This window comes from Flavobacterium sp. XS2P24, assembly GCF_030010285.1.
GTDB lineage: Bacteria > Bacteroidota > Bacteroidia > Flavobacteriales > Flavobacteriaceae > Flavobacterium > Flavobacterium algoritolerans.
Genome location: NZ_JASCRU010000016.1, coordinates 38,977 through 55,075, shown reverse-complemented (window position 1 = coordinate 55,075; position 16,099 = coordinate 38,977). Strand labels below are relative to the sequence as shown.

At 35.2% G+C, this 16,099-nt stretch carries 19 protein-coding genes; 18 read left to right on the top strand and 1 reads right to left on the bottom strand.

Going from position 1 to position 16,099, the window contains the following annotated elements; genetic code table 11:
- The first annotated feature begins 18 nt into the window (after window positions 1-18).
- From QLS31_RS11270 to QLS31_RS11245, 6 genes are all read left to right on the top strand, one after another.
- Window positions 19-438, top strand: a complete 420-nt coding sequence (locus tag QLS31_RS11270) for a hypothetical protein (protein WP_282743947.1) — start codon at window positions 19-21, stop codon at window positions 436-438.
- 2 nt (window positions 439-440) lie between these two features.
- Window positions 441-1,025 carry a hypothetical protein gene (locus QLS31_RS11265; protein ID WP_282743946.1) on the top strand — a complete coding sequence of 195 codons (585 nt, stop codon included), beginning with the start codon at window positions 441-443 and terminating at the stop codon, window positions 1,023-1,025.
- 177 nt (window positions 1,026-1,202) lie between these two features.
- Window positions 1,203-1,757, top strand: coding sequence for a transposase (locus tag QLS31_RS11260; protein WP_282743945.1), 555 nt, complete (start codon window positions 1,203-1,205; stop codon window positions 1,755-1,757).
- A gap of 118 nt (window positions 1,758-1,875) precedes the next feature.
- Window positions 1,876-2,433 carry a YdeI/OmpD-associated family protein gene (locus tag QLS31_RS11255; RefSeq protein ID WP_282743943.1) on the top strand — a complete coding sequence of 186 codons (558 nt, stop codon included), beginning with the start codon at window positions 1,876-1,878 and terminating at the stop codon, window positions 2,431-2,433.
- 32 nt (window positions 2,434-2,465) lie between these two features.
- Window positions 2,466-2,852: a DUF2809 domain-containing protein gene (locus tag QLS31_RS11250; protein WP_282743942.1), complete on the top strand. Its 387-nt coding sequence runs from the start codon at window positions 2,466-2,468 to the stop codon at window positions 2,850-2,852.
- A 97-nt stretch (window positions 2,853-2,949) separates the two neighbouring features.
- Entirely contained in the window at window positions 2,950-3,372 is a 423-nt protein-coding gene (locus QLS31_RS11245) for a DoxX family protein (protein ID WP_282743941.1), read from the top strand.
- Between the two features lie 210 nt (window positions 3,373-3,582).
- Here QLS31_RS11245 and QLS31_RS11240 read toward each other — a convergent pair whose 3' ends face one another.
- Window positions 3,583-3,909, bottom strand: coding sequence for a hypothetical protein (locus QLS31_RS11240; protein ID WP_282743940.1), 327 nt, complete (start codon window positions 3,907-3,909; stop codon window positions 3,583-3,585).
- Window positions 3,910-4,134: 225 nt separating this feature from the next.
- On the opposite strand from QLS31_RS11240, the gene QLS31_RS11235 reads away from it, so the two are divergent.
- From QLS31_RS11235 to QLS31_RS11180, 12 genes are all read left to right on the top strand, one after another.
- Window positions 4,135-4,716, top strand: a complete 582-nt coding sequence (locus QLS31_RS11235; protein ID WP_282743939.1) for a TIGR00730 family Rossman fold protein — start codon at window positions 4,135-4,137, stop codon at window positions 4,714-4,716.
- A gap of 29 nt (window positions 4,717-4,745) precedes the next feature.
- On the top strand, window positions 4,746-5,231 hold the full coding sequence (locus QLS31_RS11230) for a DinB family protein (RefSeq protein WP_282743938.1): 486 nt from the start codon (window positions 4,746-4,748) through the stop codon (window positions 5,229-5,231).
- A 112-nt stretch (window positions 5,232-5,343) separates the two neighbouring features.
- A complete protein-coding gene (locus QLS31_RS11225) occupies window positions 5,344-5,790 on the top strand; it encodes an endo-arabinase (RefSeq protein WP_282743937.1) in 447 nt (148 codons plus the stop codon).
- A 436-nt stretch (window positions 5,791-6,226) separates the two neighbouring features.
- Window positions 6,227-8,647 (top strand): phosphoenolpyruvate synthase, encoded by a 2,421-nt coding sequence (gene ppsA, locus QLS31_RS11220; RefSeq protein WP_282743936.1) that lies wholly within the window; start codon window positions 6,227-6,229, stop codon window positions 8,645-8,647.
- A 12-nt stretch (window positions 8,648-8,659) separates the two neighbouring features.
- Complete coding sequence (locus QLS31_RS11215) at window positions 8,660-9,415, top strand: SDR family oxidoreductase (RefSeq protein WP_282743935.1); 756 nt, start codon at window positions 8,660-8,662, stop codon at window positions 9,413-9,415.
- 35 nt (window positions 9,416-9,450) lie between these two features.
- Window positions 9,451-9,909, top strand: a complete 459-nt coding sequence (locus QLS31_RS11210) for an OsmC family protein (RefSeq protein ID WP_233206876.1) — start codon at window positions 9,451-9,453, stop codon at window positions 9,907-9,909.
- A 116-nt stretch (window positions 9,910-10,025) separates the two neighbouring features.
- Window positions 10,026-10,973 (top strand): thiamine pyrophosphate-dependent enzyme, encoded by a 948-nt coding sequence (locus tag QLS31_RS11205; RefSeq protein ID WP_282743934.1) that lies wholly within the window; start codon window positions 10,026-10,028, stop codon window positions 10,971-10,973.
- Between the two features lie 28 nt (window positions 10,974-11,001).
- Entirely contained in the window at window positions 11,002-11,307 is a 306-nt protein-coding gene (locus QLS31_RS11200; RefSeq protein WP_199074777.1) for a zinc ribbon domain-containing protein, read from the top strand.
- 12 nt (window positions 11,308-11,319) lie between these two features.
- A complete protein-coding gene (locus QLS31_RS11195) occupies window positions 11,320-12,318 on the top strand; it encodes a pyruvate dehydrogenase complex E1 component subunit beta (RefSeq protein WP_282743933.1) in 999 nt (332 codons plus the stop codon).
- Window positions 12,319-12,500: 182 nt separating this feature from the next.
- Window positions 12,501-13,490: a 2-hydroxyacid dehydrogenase gene (locus tag QLS31_RS11190; protein ID WP_282743932.1), complete on the top strand. Its 990-nt coding sequence runs from the start codon at window positions 12,501-12,503 to the stop codon at window positions 13,488-13,490.
- A 97-nt stretch (window positions 13,491-13,587) separates the two neighbouring features.
- Window positions 13,588-14,691: a site-2 protease family protein gene (locus QLS31_RS11185; RefSeq protein WP_158234593.1), complete on the top strand. Its 1,104-nt coding sequence runs from the start codon at window positions 13,588-13,590 to the stop codon at window positions 14,689-14,691.
- On the top strand, window positions 14,678-15,832 hold the full coding sequence (locus QLS31_RS11180) for a phospholipase D-like domain-containing protein (RefSeq protein WP_282743931.1): 1,155 nt from the start codon (window positions 14,678-14,680) through the stop codon (window positions 15,830-15,832). Before QLS31_RS11185 ends, QLS31_RS11180 begins: the two co-directional genes overlap by 14 nt.
- The last annotated feature ends 267 nt before the right edge of the window (window positions 15,833-16,099 follow it).

Sequence of the window (16,099 nt, the reverse complement as noted above, 5' to 3'; positions counted from 1 at the left end):
AGCTTAAAATTAATCTTTATGAGTAAAATAATAGAAATCAAAAAAGTACATATAAGGAATTTGGTATTGTCTTTTTTATTAGGATTTGGAATTCTATATGGATTAGAACATTTTGGGCAGTTCAGCTATATTTCTGTATACTCTCACACAGACGTACCAACAGATGTAGAAGGTATAACTCAAACATATAATACGTATGGAGATAAAGTTAGTCAAATTATATATTCTACATTTTTTAATAATGAAATAAAAACAAATGGTAATGGATTTACAATCTATGACTTTTCATTTAAAGATACAGAATTTAATAAGTATTCTATCAAAAGTTATTATTATACACAAGCTTTTATAAAAGATTTGATATATGGTATTTACATCTCTTTTGGTTTATTTATTATTTCGTTGTTTTTTACTAATTTTAAAATAAAAATAATTTAAGGATGAAAAAAGTTTTATTAGTATTCCTGTGTTTTTCTTTAACAGCTTGTTTTATAGAGCCAAAAAAAGAAGTAATAATTGAGTCTTCAATAAATGAAAAAATTGACTCTAATAAGACAGAGGAAAAGTACTCAACAGAACAAAGTGAAGTTATTAGTGTTACATTATTAGAAGAAATACTTGAATTACCTATTGATAAGTATAAAGTTTGGATAGCACAAAATAATTATGAATTTGTTGACGAAGTAACTAATGAAAACACAATGGGTGGAGAAAACCTTTCATTCAAAAAGGATAATATACACTATACAATAAGCTATAATTCAAAAGAAAATAAATCCGAATTACTTACCATTTTCTCAAAAGATGTAAATGTTTTAGCAAGTTTATTGAAAGAATTTAATTCGCTTGGCTATAAAAAAGGTAATAGAAAAGGTATGAAACTTATTTTACCTGAGGGTAAAATAATAGAATATTATAATGACACTTATGATATTTCAACAACATTATCTGAAAAAGATTCTATAAATTTATCCAACAATAAAACAGTAGAACCATATTTTTTAAGAATATCAAAAACACAATAAAAATGATAGTATTTGCAATAGTTGGATTAGCATTAATATTCTTATTATCGGCATATATTGCAGTAAATAGTCTGATTTTTACTTACAAAACCCCGACCGCGCTGATATACGGATCGTTAGCGCAGTTTTGCAAACTGTGCCCACAACAGTGAGCAAATAATACAATAATAACAAAAAATGTCTACAAAGTATAAAGCCACAACAACCGAAGATGCATATTTTATTACGATAACTACAATGGGTTGGGTCGATGTTTTTACAAGATTAAATCAAAAACAAATCATCATACAAGCGCTACACTACTGTCAAGATCAAAAGGGCTTAGAAATCTATGGATATTGCATTATGCACAGCCATATTCATTTACTTTGCAAAGCAACAAATGGTTTTATCTTATCAGATGTAGTGCGAGATTTTAAAAAATATACCTCTAAAAAAATTATTCAAACTATTATTCAAGAACCAGAAAGCAGAAGAGAATGGATGCTGGATTATTTTAAAAAAGCTTGTGAGCATATAAAACAAGAACAACAATATAAAGTTTGGCAAAACGGTTATCATGCGGAACATATATATAGCAATAAATTTATAAAACAGAAAATTGACTACATTCACAACAATCCTGTAAATGAAAAAATTGTAACGATGCCGGAAGATTATTATTTCAGTTCTGCAAGAAATTATGCAGGATTAGAAAATGAATTAGACGTGATTTTATTAGATTTATTTTAGTTGCCAATTGGAATGGGCACAGTTTGCAAAACTGCGCTAACGATTGTTGTAAATACGGGCAATCTGAATTCCTCTTTTTTTGTATTTTTCTGCGATATTTAATAAACTTCATTTAAAAATGACACCAACCTTTTTTGCAACACAAGCATCATTTAGAGAATGGTTAGAAAAGCACCACAAAGAGGAAACGGAACTTCTCGTTGGTTTCTATAAAGTGAATAGCGGCAAACCTTCCATGACTTGGTCGCAATCCGTGGATCAAGCACTTTGCTTTGGTTGGATTGACGGTGTACGAAGATCAATTGATGCTGAAAGTTACAGTATTCGTTTTACGCCACGAAGAAGCAGCAGTATTTGGAGTGCCATCAACATCCAGAAAGTTGAGGAACTCACAAAAGCCGGACTAATGACTCTTGAAGGGCAAAAAGCATTTGATTTACGTACAGAAAATAAATCCCGAATTTATTCTCACGAGAAAGAGCCGGTTGCTCTTGCCCCAAATTACGAAAGCCAATTTAAAGAGAACCCACTAGCTTGGGACTTTTTTAATGCACAAGCGCCTTCCTACAAAAAGGTAATGATACATTGGATAATGACAGCAAAACAAGAAAAAACCAGACTATCACGGCTTGAAAAAACAATACAAATCAGTGAACAACAAAAACGAATGCAATAAAAAGTAAAATCCTAAATAATTAAACAACCAAAATGCTTCAATTCAACCGCACTTATTTTGCTTTTACAATATTCCTTTTTCTCTTGGAAACAGTCATCGCTTTGTTTGTTCATGACAACTTTATAAGACCTTATTTTGGAGATTTTTTAGTGGTCATACTACTCTATTGTTTCCTGAAATCGTTTCTAAACGTATCGGTTTGGGCTGCCGCTGGTCTTGTGTTGCTCTTTTCATTTGCTATCGAAATTGCACAATATTTTAATATGGTTGAAAAATTAGGATTACAGCATTACAAAATTGCTATAGTTGTTCTTGGAAATTCTTTCGCCTGGATGGATTTGCTTGCCTACGTGCTTGGAATTTTGGCCGTAATTAGCATTGAAAAATTCATTCCAAAACAAGAGAATAAAAAACAATAAGAGCTTCGGGCTATCGCTAAAATAAGCTATTCCATACAGCAAATTCTTGCAAAAATATCTTACGTTTGTAAGAACACAATACTAAAAACTTTAAATTATGATTCAAAAACTGTTCTCCCCAACTTCTTGGTCCGCTAATGCAACCGATTGGGCTTCGCTTATTTTACGATTAACACTTGGTTTGTTGATGTTGAGTCATGGCATTCCTAAACTGATGAAATTAATAAATGGTACAATGGAATTTGGTGACCCAATAGGCATTGGTGTTCCGGCATCATTGACTTTGACTGTTTTTGCCGAAGTTGTATGCTCTTTATTAATTGTAATCGGATTATGGACCAGACTGGCATTGATTCCGCTAATTATTACCATGGCAGTAGCCGTGTTTATTGTTCACATAAATGATGATCTGGGAACAATGGAATCTGCATTAATGTATTTACTGTGCTATATTGCCCTATTTTTATTGGGAAGCGGTACCTATTCAATGGATTCCGTTTTGAAAAGAAAAGCTCTTTAAAAAATCATTGAATATAAAAACGTCCTAAAATAAGTTGTGTTTTGTGCCAACTTAACCATGAAAGAGCAACATACTTTTGATATGCAATTTGCTATGTCGGAGTTTCTTGGTCACTTGGTCTCTATGGCGGTCAAAGTCGTAAACTGTTCGTGTGCTTCAGTAGAAATATAAACTCCCCAGAGAACCCTTGCCTTTAATTGATTGGACCGATTACTGGAATCTAAAGCGTCTGTTTTTTTGATAGCGCTCCTTATCGCCTGTCTTAACATCGGATGGATTGACCACCAAAACGCTCCAGCCTAAGTTTAAAAAATAGCGGGCTGCGGAAAACCCGCAGTAGCCTGCTTCATAAACTAAATCCACTTCGTGATTAGGGAATGTTTGCTCCACATATTGAAATAAATCCTCGGCAACAGAAGGCATCGAGTATGTTCCGTGAAAAAACAAATCAGTTTGAATGGAAACGCTCCAGCTTTTTTTGTGAATATCTAAACCAATGAATATCTTTGGTTTTCTTAAGGCGTCTTGTAATTGCATAATCTTCGTTTTAGTAACTCTAAGTTATGCTTTTACATAGATGCTACAACGGATTTAGGCAATAGGCTTAATGGAAAGTAGGTTTAGTATTTTGGATGATTTGCTTCGCCTGTTCGCTATCGCTCGGGTGGCAAATCCGAAGAATAAGCTTAATTTAATCCAAAATTATCTAAATTAGTCTTCCTACAAATTATCAAATAAAAATAAATAAGAAACATTTTATACATGAAAAGAATTACTGTGTTCTGTGGATCCAGTTTTGGAAACGAAAAAAATTATGAAATTCAAGCTTTCAAACTGGGACAAATAATGGCCGAAAATAATTATGAACTCGTTTATGGCGGCGCAAAAGTAGGTCTTATGGGAAGTGTTGCAGATGGCGTTTTAAATCATAACGGAAAAGTATTTGGTGTTTTACCAAGCTTTCTGATGAACAAAGAAATCGCACACGATAGATTAACCGAATTATTCATCGTTGAAAGTATGCATGAGAGAAAAACCAAAATGAATGAACTTAGCGATGGCATAATTGCTTTGCCTGGCGGATTTGGAACTCTGGAAGAATTTTTCGAAATGCTGACTTGGGCGCAACTTGGGCTCCATAAAAAACCAATCGGAATTTTGAATGTCGATGGTTTTTATGATTTACTGCTGGAATTTGTTGCAAACATGGTCGATAAAGGTTTTCTAAAACCAACCAATCAGCAAATGATACTGGTGAGCGATAATGCCGCAGATTTGCTTAATAAAATGGAAAATTATGTCGCTCCCGAAGTTGGAAAATGGATTAAAAAAGGAAATGAATAATTAAGAGAATCAAGACTTTAATTCAACAAATGAATAACAATCAAAACGCGGTTAGCGCATTATTAGCTGAATATCAAAAAGCGATTATTGAATTGCAGCACGTAATTCATGATATTTCAGAGGAGGACTTAACATTTACAGTAGATCATGCGACGCTAAATCCGGATTGCAAATCCATTCAAACGATACTTTCTCATGTGGTGAGTTCCGGATATTCTTATTGTGTTTACATTCAGAATTTTAAAAACAAGAATACTGTACGTCCCGAAAAAGTAAATCGAAGTTCCATTGCTGACTATATAAATGATTTAGATAACGTTCTAAAATTTACACAGGAAACATTTGCAACTATTGAGGATGATGTGCTTGAAGAATTAGAGGCTTCAAAAAAAATTAGGACTTCTTGGGGACAACTTTATGACATCGAACAATTAATGGAACATGCAATAGTTCATATTTTACGTCACAGAAGACAAATTGAGACATTTAAAACCACAATTAGACAACTGCACTAAACTGCAAACAACTGAGCATTAGTTTGTTTTTATGGTATAAAACAATATATTTACTTAAATTAGCCTTAAAACGAGTAAGACAATTATTCCAAACCAAAAAAATACGAACAATATGAAGTGGACAGCATCTTTTTTTCTTATCCTAATTATCAACATGGCAAGTTATAGCCAAAAGATTGATGAAGCTGCAGTTATAAAAAAACTACTGGAAAAAGAATCCGCAACATGGAGAGCTGCTGATAGTAAAGGTCATACGGAGTGCTGGCACATTCAACCGTACAGCCGAATATTAATTTCTACTGCTGATGGAGTAACACTTGATATTCCGCCAACTGCTATGATTAACACCAATCCTAATGCCATGGGAAATGGCGGTTTTTCTGTAAATACAAATTATAAAATGAGTATTAATGGGAATAATGCTTGGGTAAGCCATGACGAAGAATCTACGGCTAAGGATGGCAAAAAAACTTTTTCTTATGAAATTCGATTATTAGAAAAAATAAAAGGACAATGGAAATTAGTGGGGCAATCCATCCACTTATATAATCCAAAATAATTTCCTAAACTTCATCTGCAACGAATTTTATCTATTTTAGTCTTCACTAAATAGAAATCGCTATGGCTCGATATTTCAAAAAAAATAAATTTTGATCTAAAACAGCACCATTCTGCAGTGAGTTGTAACTTATATTGACTTAAACGAAATAAAAACACAAACAACTGTATATTAAATACTTAAAATAAAAAATATTAAAAAAAAGTATGTTTTTTGTACCGATGAAATAATTATTTGTTTAAATTTACAGTATTGGTTTAAACAGTCAGGAACACCTACTACCTCATCTTTTAAACTTGATATGTAAATTTCAAACCTACTTCAGCATTACAAAATTTACTATCCTAATTAACTAAAAAATCCGCCCCAGTAATTTTCTATTGTTTCTAATCTAGCATACCAATAATGGTCTGTTTATACTTAAAAAACATACGAAATGGGGAAGTACAAATACATACTGTTTTTTGACCAAATTGGTATTGATGCTATTGGTAAAGTTGGTGGCAAAAACGCTTCTCTCGGCGAAATGTACAATCAACTCAATCCAATAGGGATTCGTATTCCTAATGGGTTTGCTGTGACTGCTGAAGGATATCGTCTTTTCAGGAAAATGAATAATCTGGAAAAACCATTGAAGGATTTATTATTTTCATTAGATACACAACACTATTCCAATCTTTCTTCCATTGGAGAAAAAGCCAGAAGCCTTATTTTATCAGCTGCCATTCCGAACGAAATTCGGGATGAAATTTACGCTGCCTACCAATCCCTTAGTGAACAATGCAACAGCAATACTCTTGATGTGGCCGTGCGAAGCAGTGCTACGTCTGAGGATTTACCAACTGCGAGTTTTGCAGGTCAAATGCAATCGTTTTTAAACATCAACGGTGACTCCCAATTATTGGATGCAGTTCATCGCTGTTTTGTATCCTTATTTACAGATCGAGCCATCAAGTATCGTCATGACATGGGTTTTGCTGCATTAGACGTTGCCATTTCTGTTGGCGTACAGCAAATGGTACGAAGCGATAAAGCTTCGTCCGGCGTAGCGTTTACCATTGATCCCGACAGCGGTTTCGAAAACACCATCATCATCAACGGGTGTTGGGGATTAGGAGAAAATATTGTTCAGGGAACGGTAACTCCTGATGAATGGATGGTTTTTAAACCTACTTTAGAAAATCCGGATTTGAATCCCATTCTGAAAAGACAGTGCGGGAGAAAAGAATTCACGATGATTTATGCTGAAAAATCAGCAACCACATCGGCAGAAAATACCATTATCAACACCGATACTTCTTTCGAAAAACAAAATCAGTTTTCGCTAACAAATAAAGAAGTTATTCAACTCTCTCAATGGTGTTCTAAAATTGAAAAACATTATAAAAAACCAATGGATATTGAATGGGCAAAAGACGGTTTGAATAACCAACTCTACATCGTTCAGGCCCGACCGGAAACCGTACATGGAAAAGCCAATAAACAAGTTCGGGAAATTTACAAACTCAAAGAAAAAAGCACGCTTTTGACGCAAGGAATTGCGCTTGGCGATAAAATTGCTTCCGGAAAAGCGCGTATTCTAAACAGTCCACAAGAAGGCGATTTATTGCAAAACGGGGAAATCATAGTAACCGATTTGACTAATCCGGATTGGGATCCCATCATGAAAAGAGCCTCAGCAATTATCACCAACAAAGGCGGACGTACCAGCCATGCAGCGATTGTTGCCCGAGAACTAGGAACCGTTGCCGTTGTGGGTTGTGGAAACGCTACTTCTGTTATAAAAAATGGTCAGGAAATCACCGTTTCCTGTGCCGAAGGCAAAGAAGGAAACATCTATGACGGAAAATTGAAATGGGAAGTATCAGAACAGGATTTCAGCAAACTTGAAATGCCAAAAACAGCTCCCATGCTTATTCTTGCTGATCCCGAAAGAGCGTTTGAGTTAAGCCATTATCCCAATCAGGGCGTGGGTTTGATGCGAATGGAATTTGCCATTTCGAATACTATTAAAATTCATCCGTTGGCGTTGTGCGAACCTGAAAAAATAACAGATGAGAAAATTATTTCCGAAATAGTCGCAATGACAAAAGGCTATGAAGATCCTAAAAACTATTTCATTGATAAACTGGCTGAAGCTGTAGCAATTGTTGCCGCCGCTTTTTATCCAAAAGAGGTAATTGTTCGAATGAGTGATTTTAAAAGTAACGAATATGCCAACCTCATCGGAGGGAAATATTACGAGCCAGATGAGGAAAATCCCATGATTGGTTTCCGTGGTGCCTCGCGTTATTACAGTGATTTTTATCGAAAAGGGTTTGCTTTAGAATGCGAAGCCATGAAAAAAGTACGAAACGAAATGGGACTGCACAATGTAAAACTGATGATTCCTTTTTGCAGAACCGTTGAAGAAGGTGAAAATGTACTTACCGAAATGTCTAAAAACGGATTGGTACAAGGCATTAACGGATTACAGGTATATGTCATGATTGAGATTCCGAGTAATGTATTAATGGCCGATGAATTTGCAAAACTCTTTGACGGATTTTCTATTGGTTCCAATGATTTAACGCAACTCACATTAGGTTTAGACCGCGATTCCGCACTGGTAAGTTATTTGTTCAGCGAAGAAAATCCTGCTGTCAAATCTTTAATTAAAGAAACGATTCGGGTGGCCAAACGTTTTGAAATAAAAGTGGGATTGTGCGGACAAGCTCCGAGCGATCTCCCCCAATTTGCGAAATTTTTAGTGAACGAAGGAATTGACAGTATCTCGTTTAATCCAGATGCTCTAATAAAAGGAATTGAAAATATTTTGGAAGCGGAAAAGAAAACAAAAAGAAAAATTCTAATGTAAATCGATTTGATTATGGAAGCAACATTCAAAAATAAAGTAGCCATCGTGACGGGTGGTTCCTCAGGAATCGGTAAATCTACTGCCTTGGCTTTCGCCCAAAAAGGAGCTAAAGTAGTTGTCGTGGATTGGATAGAAAACAGTGAAACGATGCGGCTTATCAAGGATTTAGGTGCCGAAACCATTTTCATCAAATGCGATGTTTCAAAAACCGAAGACGTAAAAGCGATGGTTGAAAAAACTATAGCAACTTTTGGACGTTTGGATTATGCTTATAACAATGCAGGTGTCGAAGGAATATCCGCTGTTACACAAGATTGCACCGAAGAAAACTGGGATCGAACCATAGGTATCAATTTAAAAGGAATTTGGCTATGCATGAAATATGAGATTCCCGAAATAGTAAAACAAGGCAAAGGAGCTATTGTGAACTGTGCTTCTGTAGCCGGATTAGTTGGATTCGCTGGTTTACCTGCTTATGTAGCGTCTAAACACGGCGTTATTGGATTATCAAAAACAGCAGCTTTAGAATGTTCTAAACTAGGAATCAGAATAAATGTTGTTTGCCCGGGAGTCATACAAACACCTATGATTGATCGACTTACCGGAAAAACGAAAGAAGCAATAGAACAATTTACAGGTTTAGAGCCAATAGGACGTTTTGGCAAACCCGAAGAGATAGCAAATGCAGTGGTCTGGATGTGTTCAGACGAAGCTTCATTTGTAACTGGACATGCAATGGCAGTAGATGGCGGATTTGTCGCACAATAATTTTTGAGTTTTAATACCACTAAAAAATGTATAGAATGTATACTTACGAAGTAAATCTAAAATGGTCCGACAAAAGGAAAGGGATCTTAAGTTCTCCCGTTTTGCTTCAAAATATTGAAGTCGCGACACCTCCTGAATTCCCGAAAGGAATGGATAAAATTTGGTCTCCAGAGCACCTGTTTGTTGCTGCAATAAACAGTTGTCTATTAACTACTTTTCTGTCGATTGCCGAAAATTCAAAACTTCAGTTTATAAGTTTTGAGAGTAAATCGACTTGTATTGTCGATAAAATCAATGGGAAACATACCATAACCGAAATCATTCTTCAACCCAAACTCGTCATCCATTACTCCCAAAAACCAGAACGGGCAAAACATATTTTGGAGTTGAGTGAAAAGGCCTGTTTGATTTCAAATGCCATTAAAACAACCATTCGGTTAGAGCCAGAAATAATTATTGAGTATAATCTTGTTCCACTTGGCAATTCTTTCTAGAATAGTATTCAGAAAATATTTCCAAAAAAACAGAGCATAATTATCCGAGTACTAGATTTCAATAGTAGCACAAGAGTAAAATAACGAGTCAAAAACTGATTCAAAAAAGATAATTCATGGATGCGAAAAAAGGACTTTTACTTTTATATCAAATGCTGCTCATTCGGCGATTTGAAGAAAAAGCTGCTGAGTTATACACTAAAGCCAAAATCAGAGGATTCCTGCACTTATACATTGGTGAAGAAGCCACAGCAGTAGGGATAATACAGGCTTTAACTGATAACGATACTGTATTGAGCACCTATCGGGAACATGGTCATGCTTTGGCACGTGGCATTGATCCTGATGTAATCATGGCAGAAATGTATGGAAAAATAGAAGGCTGCAGCCGAGGTCGAGGTGGCTCCATGCACCTTTTTGATGCTTCAAAAAATTTTCACGGAAATAATGCTGTATTGAGTGGCAATCTTTCAATAGCTGTTGGAATGGCATTGGCATCCAAAAAACAAAAGAAAAATAACATTATCTGTTGCTTCTTTAGCGAAGATGACATTACCAAATGTGAATTTCAGGAGGCTCAGAATCTGGCGGCACTCTGGAAAGTTCCTGTTTTATTTGTCTGTGAAAATAATCTGTATGCTAAAGGCAACACAGTCCGGTATTCGCATACTGTAGTAGAATTAGAAAAAAAAGGTATTGCATCTTCAACCGTTGATGGTATGAATTTAATAAAAGTAATGCAGGCTGCCAATGCGGCTGTAGAAAAAATAAAAAGTACCGGAAAACCCTATTTACTGATTTGTAACACCTATCGTTTTAGAGCATACTCCATGTTTGATGTCGAATTATACCGTGCTAAAAAGAAAGTGGAGGAATGGAAAAGACGAGATCCGATTCCGCAATTTGAGCAGTTTCTTTTGCAACAACAATGGATTACGGAAAGTGAGATTGCTGGTTTTGAAAGTAAAATAAAAACAAAAATCCAGAAAGCACTGGATTTTGCCGAAGAAAGCGCTCGGGAACCATTAGAGCAATTGACAAAATTTGTTTACACCGAAATTTAAACTATAAACATTAAAATCAAAAAACACCATGAAAAACTTTACACTAAACTCATTGAAAGAAAACAGAATGGAAGACATCCAATTTTGTCAAAGTTGCGGTATGCCTCTTCATGCAGACAAACTAAAAGGAACCGAAAATAACGGTATCAAAAGCAATGATTATTGCAAGTATTGTTATGTGAACAGTGATTTTAAAAATCCGGAAATGAATCTGGACGACATGAAAAATGCTGTACAAACCTATATGGAAAAAAGAAAACTTCCCAGTTATATGATTCAAAAAGCCGTAAATATTTTACCCGCTTTAAAACGTTGGAAAAGCAAACAACAATAATCAATCCTTCTCATGAAAAGCAACATGGCCACACAATCCATCACCTATCGTGAGGCTCTGAATCAAGGCCTTCGCGAAGCATTGCAAAATGATAAACGCGTCTTTTTGATGGGCGAAGATGTGGGCCGTTATGGAGGAGCTTTTGCTGTAAGCAAAGGATTATTGCAGGAATTTGGTGAAGAACGCATTATGGATGTCCCACTTTTAGAAGCTGGTTTTGTTGGAGCCGGAATTGGAGCAGCAATGGCTGGTATGAAACCCATTATTGAAATAATGACAGTCAATTTCAGTTTATTCGCAATAGATCAAATTGTGAACAATGCGGCTACTTTACAGCACATGTCCGGCGGACAATTGAATGTTCCTCTAATTATACGTATGGGAAGCGGTATTGGACGCCAGTTAGGAGCACAACATTCGCATAGTTGGGAACCTTTTTATGCACACATTCCAGGATTAATTGTCCTATCAGTGGGAACGCACGAAGATGCAAGAAGCATGCTGTATGCCGCCCTGCAAAGTCCTGACCCTGTGTTATTGTTTGAATATACGATGCTGCTTAATCTCGAAAAAGAAATAGCGACTGATTTGCCAATTGCCTCTATTACTAAAGCTAAAGTGTTACGAGAAGGAAAGGACATTTCGATTATCACTTACGGAACCGGAGTGTATAAAAGTTTAGAGGCTGCTGCCGAATTAGCTACCGTTGGGATTGATGCAGAAGTCATTGACTTAAGGGTTTTGCGACCATTAGACGAGGCCACTTTCTTGGCTTCGATTGCCAAAACACATCGGGTATTGATAGTAGAAGATGCTTGGCGCTCTGTGAGTATTTCTTCAGAAGTGAGCGCGCGTATTATGGAAAACGGCTTTTATAATTTGAATACTCCCGTACAACGATTGTGTGGTATTGAAGTCCCTATTCCCTACCCTGCGCATTTGGAAGAAGCTGCTATTCCTCAAAAAAATGATATCATAAGTGCCGTAAAAAAGATGCTTTATCGGAATTAATTTTTTTGATAAAAAACACCAATTTGAGAAGCAACATAAGCATCCGTTTGCTCTTTAAAACCGCTGATTAAAAACAACTTATATTCATTAAATTTAAAAATAAGAATTGAAATTACTGAAACAAGTTTGCTAAAAATTCACTACCTTAACAAGTATTTTTTTAGAAATGAAAAACAGCAAAAATGAAAGTATTAGTCTATAGCATATTGGGTTTTGATAAGGCTTTCCTTGAAAAAGCAGCGCATGGTAATCACGAATTAGTTTTTACGGAGCAACCTTTGAATGAAAGTACCGCAGCCCTTGCCAAAGGATTTGATGCTGTTTCACTTTTTACTTCTGATGATGCTTCAGAGACAGTATTGCAGAAACTATATACTTGTGGTGTAAAATATATTGCTCTGCGTTCCGTAGGCTATGATCATGTTGATTTGGCCCGAGCAAAATCATTAGCTATGAAAGTGGCAAATGTTCCTGAATATTCGCCTTACGCCATAGCTGAACTCGCCGTAGCCTTGCTAATGGCACTAAACAGAAAACTGGTTTTAGGTCAGACGTTAATGCAAATTGGTGATTATCGTTTGGATCATTTGGTGGGTTTTGATTTGCATGGAAAAACAATAGGTATTGTAGGAACTGGAAAAATAGGAGCTGCATTTGCGAAAATAATGCATGGTTTTGGTTGTAAAATAATAGCCTTTGATATTAAGGTAAACAAGGAACTCATGGATGAAATTCCAATTACTTACGTTTCACTAAAAGATTTATGTGCCACTGCTGATGTGATATCCGTTCATTATCTACTCAATGGAACAACAAACCATCTGTTTAATAAAAGCACATTTTCATTAATGAAAAAAGGAGTGATTTTTATTAATACTGCCCGTGGAGGAATTGTAAATACAAAAGACTTATTAGAAGCAATCGAAAATAAAACCATTGGCGCAGCAGGATTAGATGTTTACGAAAAAGAGAAACCAATATTTTTTCAAGATCATACTGATACTCCAATACATGATGATTTGTTTTTAAAACTTCGTTCCCATCCTAATGTGATGGTTACCGGACATCAAGGTTTTTTGACAAACGAGGCATTAGAGGGAATTGCACACACTACAATTGCGAATTTGAATGCCTGGGCCTATAATGGTATTTCTGGAAATGAGGTGAATTGATACCCGTTTTGAAATCATTTGTAAACGAATAGAATATTTTATTGTTTGTCTGTTTTTTATAATCATGCTGCGGTTAGCAGTATTAAAAACTCAAAAGATGAAAGGATCCTTTAAACTCGGAAAAGTATCTGGTATTGGAATATTCATACACTGGACATTCACTTTACTTATTCTGTTTATCATTTTCATGAACTATAAATCAGGGCAAAATGTCACTCAAATAATTTGGTCTGTGGTGTTTATCTTGTGCATTTTCGTTACTGTTTTATTACACGAACTCGGTCATGCTTTAGCCGCAAAAAATTACAACATAAAAACCAAAGACATCACCCTTTTACCCATTGGCGGATTGGCCAGACTGGAACGATTACCAGAAAAACCATCCGAAGAATTAATAGTTGCTTTTGCGGGGCCTTTGGTAAATATTACATTGGCCTTTATCACAGGGATTTTCATTACGATTCCGGATACTTCAGAACAATTAATGGCAGAATTATCTAATGGCGTGAACGCGAATAATTTCTTTCTTAATTTCTTTTTAGTCAATTTCTGGTTGGCACTTTTCAATTTAATCCCCGCATTCCCTATGGATGGCGGCAGGATTTTACGGGCGCTATTATCGTTCAAGTTACAAAGGCATGTTGCCACAAGAATTTCGGCACGGATAGGACAACTATTGGCAATGGGATTCATTATTTTTGGATTTTTCACTTCCCCGATTTTAGTTTTTATCGGTATTTTTGTCATTATTGGAGCTCAGGTTGAAGCAGATTATACGGAGTCTAAATTCATCTTGAAAGGCTTTAAAGTGCATGATGTTGTCATGAAACAATATCCTACGATTGATGCAAATGATACTGTAAAAACAGCGGTTGAATTAGTATTGGACAGCCAAAACAAGAATTTCCTGATTACTGAAGAAGGCATTCCGGTAGGAACACTGAATCGGGACCAAATTATTATGGCACTTTCAAAAAAAGGAGATGATGAATTTATTTACAACGTCATGGACCGAAATTTAGTTTACCTCGACAGCGATTCTCTTTTAGAAAAAGTTTTTGAGCTCATTCAACTCAATAAATCAAGATTAATGCTCGTTATGGAAAATAATAAAGTTGTTGGTATTTTGGATGTTGAAAATCTTATGGAATTTCTTTTAATTAACGAAGTGAAAATAAATAAAGCCCATGATAGAAAGTAAAAATAGCCTTATTGCTCCAAAAAATCTGGAACTTGTTTACAGTGGCGAAGATTATTTTTCTCGATTAGAGGCTATTATTCGGAATTCACAGATTGAAATTCACATGCAAATGTATCTTTTTGAAAACGATGCAACCGGAAATAGAATTATTAAAGCATTAAAAGAAGCCGCTTCACGTAAGGTTCAGGTTTATGTCCTTTTGGATGGTTTGGGGTCTTTATCATTTCCCTCAGAAATACTAAAAGAAATGAGACAAAGCGGCATAAACATTCGTTTTTTTGCTCCTTTATTTTCAACCTATACTTTTTACCTAGGCAGAAGACTACACCGAAAAGTTATTGTTGCTGATGCAAAAGTCGTGCTTATTGGCGGTATAAATGTAGCCGATAAATATTGTGGTTCGGATACAGAAGCTCCTTGGCTCGACTATGCTGTTCAATTAAAAGGAGAAATTGCCGAACCACTTCAAAAATTGTGTGCCGATATCTATTTCAAAAAAAGACACTTACACAACAGCAAAATAAAATCTTCGTTTCTTGTTCAGGAAGATGCCATGGTTCGTATTCTTCAGAATGACTGGTTAAAAGGCAAAAATGAGATTTGTGATGGGTATATAAAATCCATTAGAAATGCGAAAAAAGACATCATTATTGTGGGAAGTTATTTTCTGCCTGGGATTCGAATCATTCGAGCCTTGAAAAAAGCATCTAAAAATAAGGTGAAAATTAAATTAATTCTTTCGGGAAAATCAGATTTACCGCTCACAAGGCGCGCTACCTGCTATCTCTATGACAAACTGCTTAACTATAATATTGAATTGTACGAATGGGACCAATCCGTCTTACATGGAAAAGTGGCAGTAATAGATGGCAATTGGACCACAATAGGATCATTTAATCTGAATAATTTAAGTTCGTATGGAAGCCTTGAAATGAATGTTGAAATAAATTCTGATTTATTTTCTAAAATGTTTCAAGCACACCTCATCGAAATTATTGCTCAATGCCAAAGCATAACACTCCAATCACTCAAAACTAAGAACAATCTATTTACAAAATCCATTAACTTTCTTTCGTATTGCGTTACCCGAATAATAGAAATAATAGTCACCTATACTCCCTATAAGCGATTCAATAATTGATTTATAGAATAGAAATCAAGGGTTGAAAGTCTTTTTTTGTGCCAAAACAAAAAAGTATATTCTGTTTCTAAAATCAAAATCATTGTTGAAAAAATTATCACTATTAGTACTGTTAATAAATTATTTTTAACTAACTTTATATATGATTTTTAATCATTTAAAACATTAATAATAAGCATTTTATAAATAAATAACAATGGAACCACACCGACTAAAAACTAAAAAAAAAGAGGATTGGATTCAAAAAGATTTGGAGAGTAAAATTCC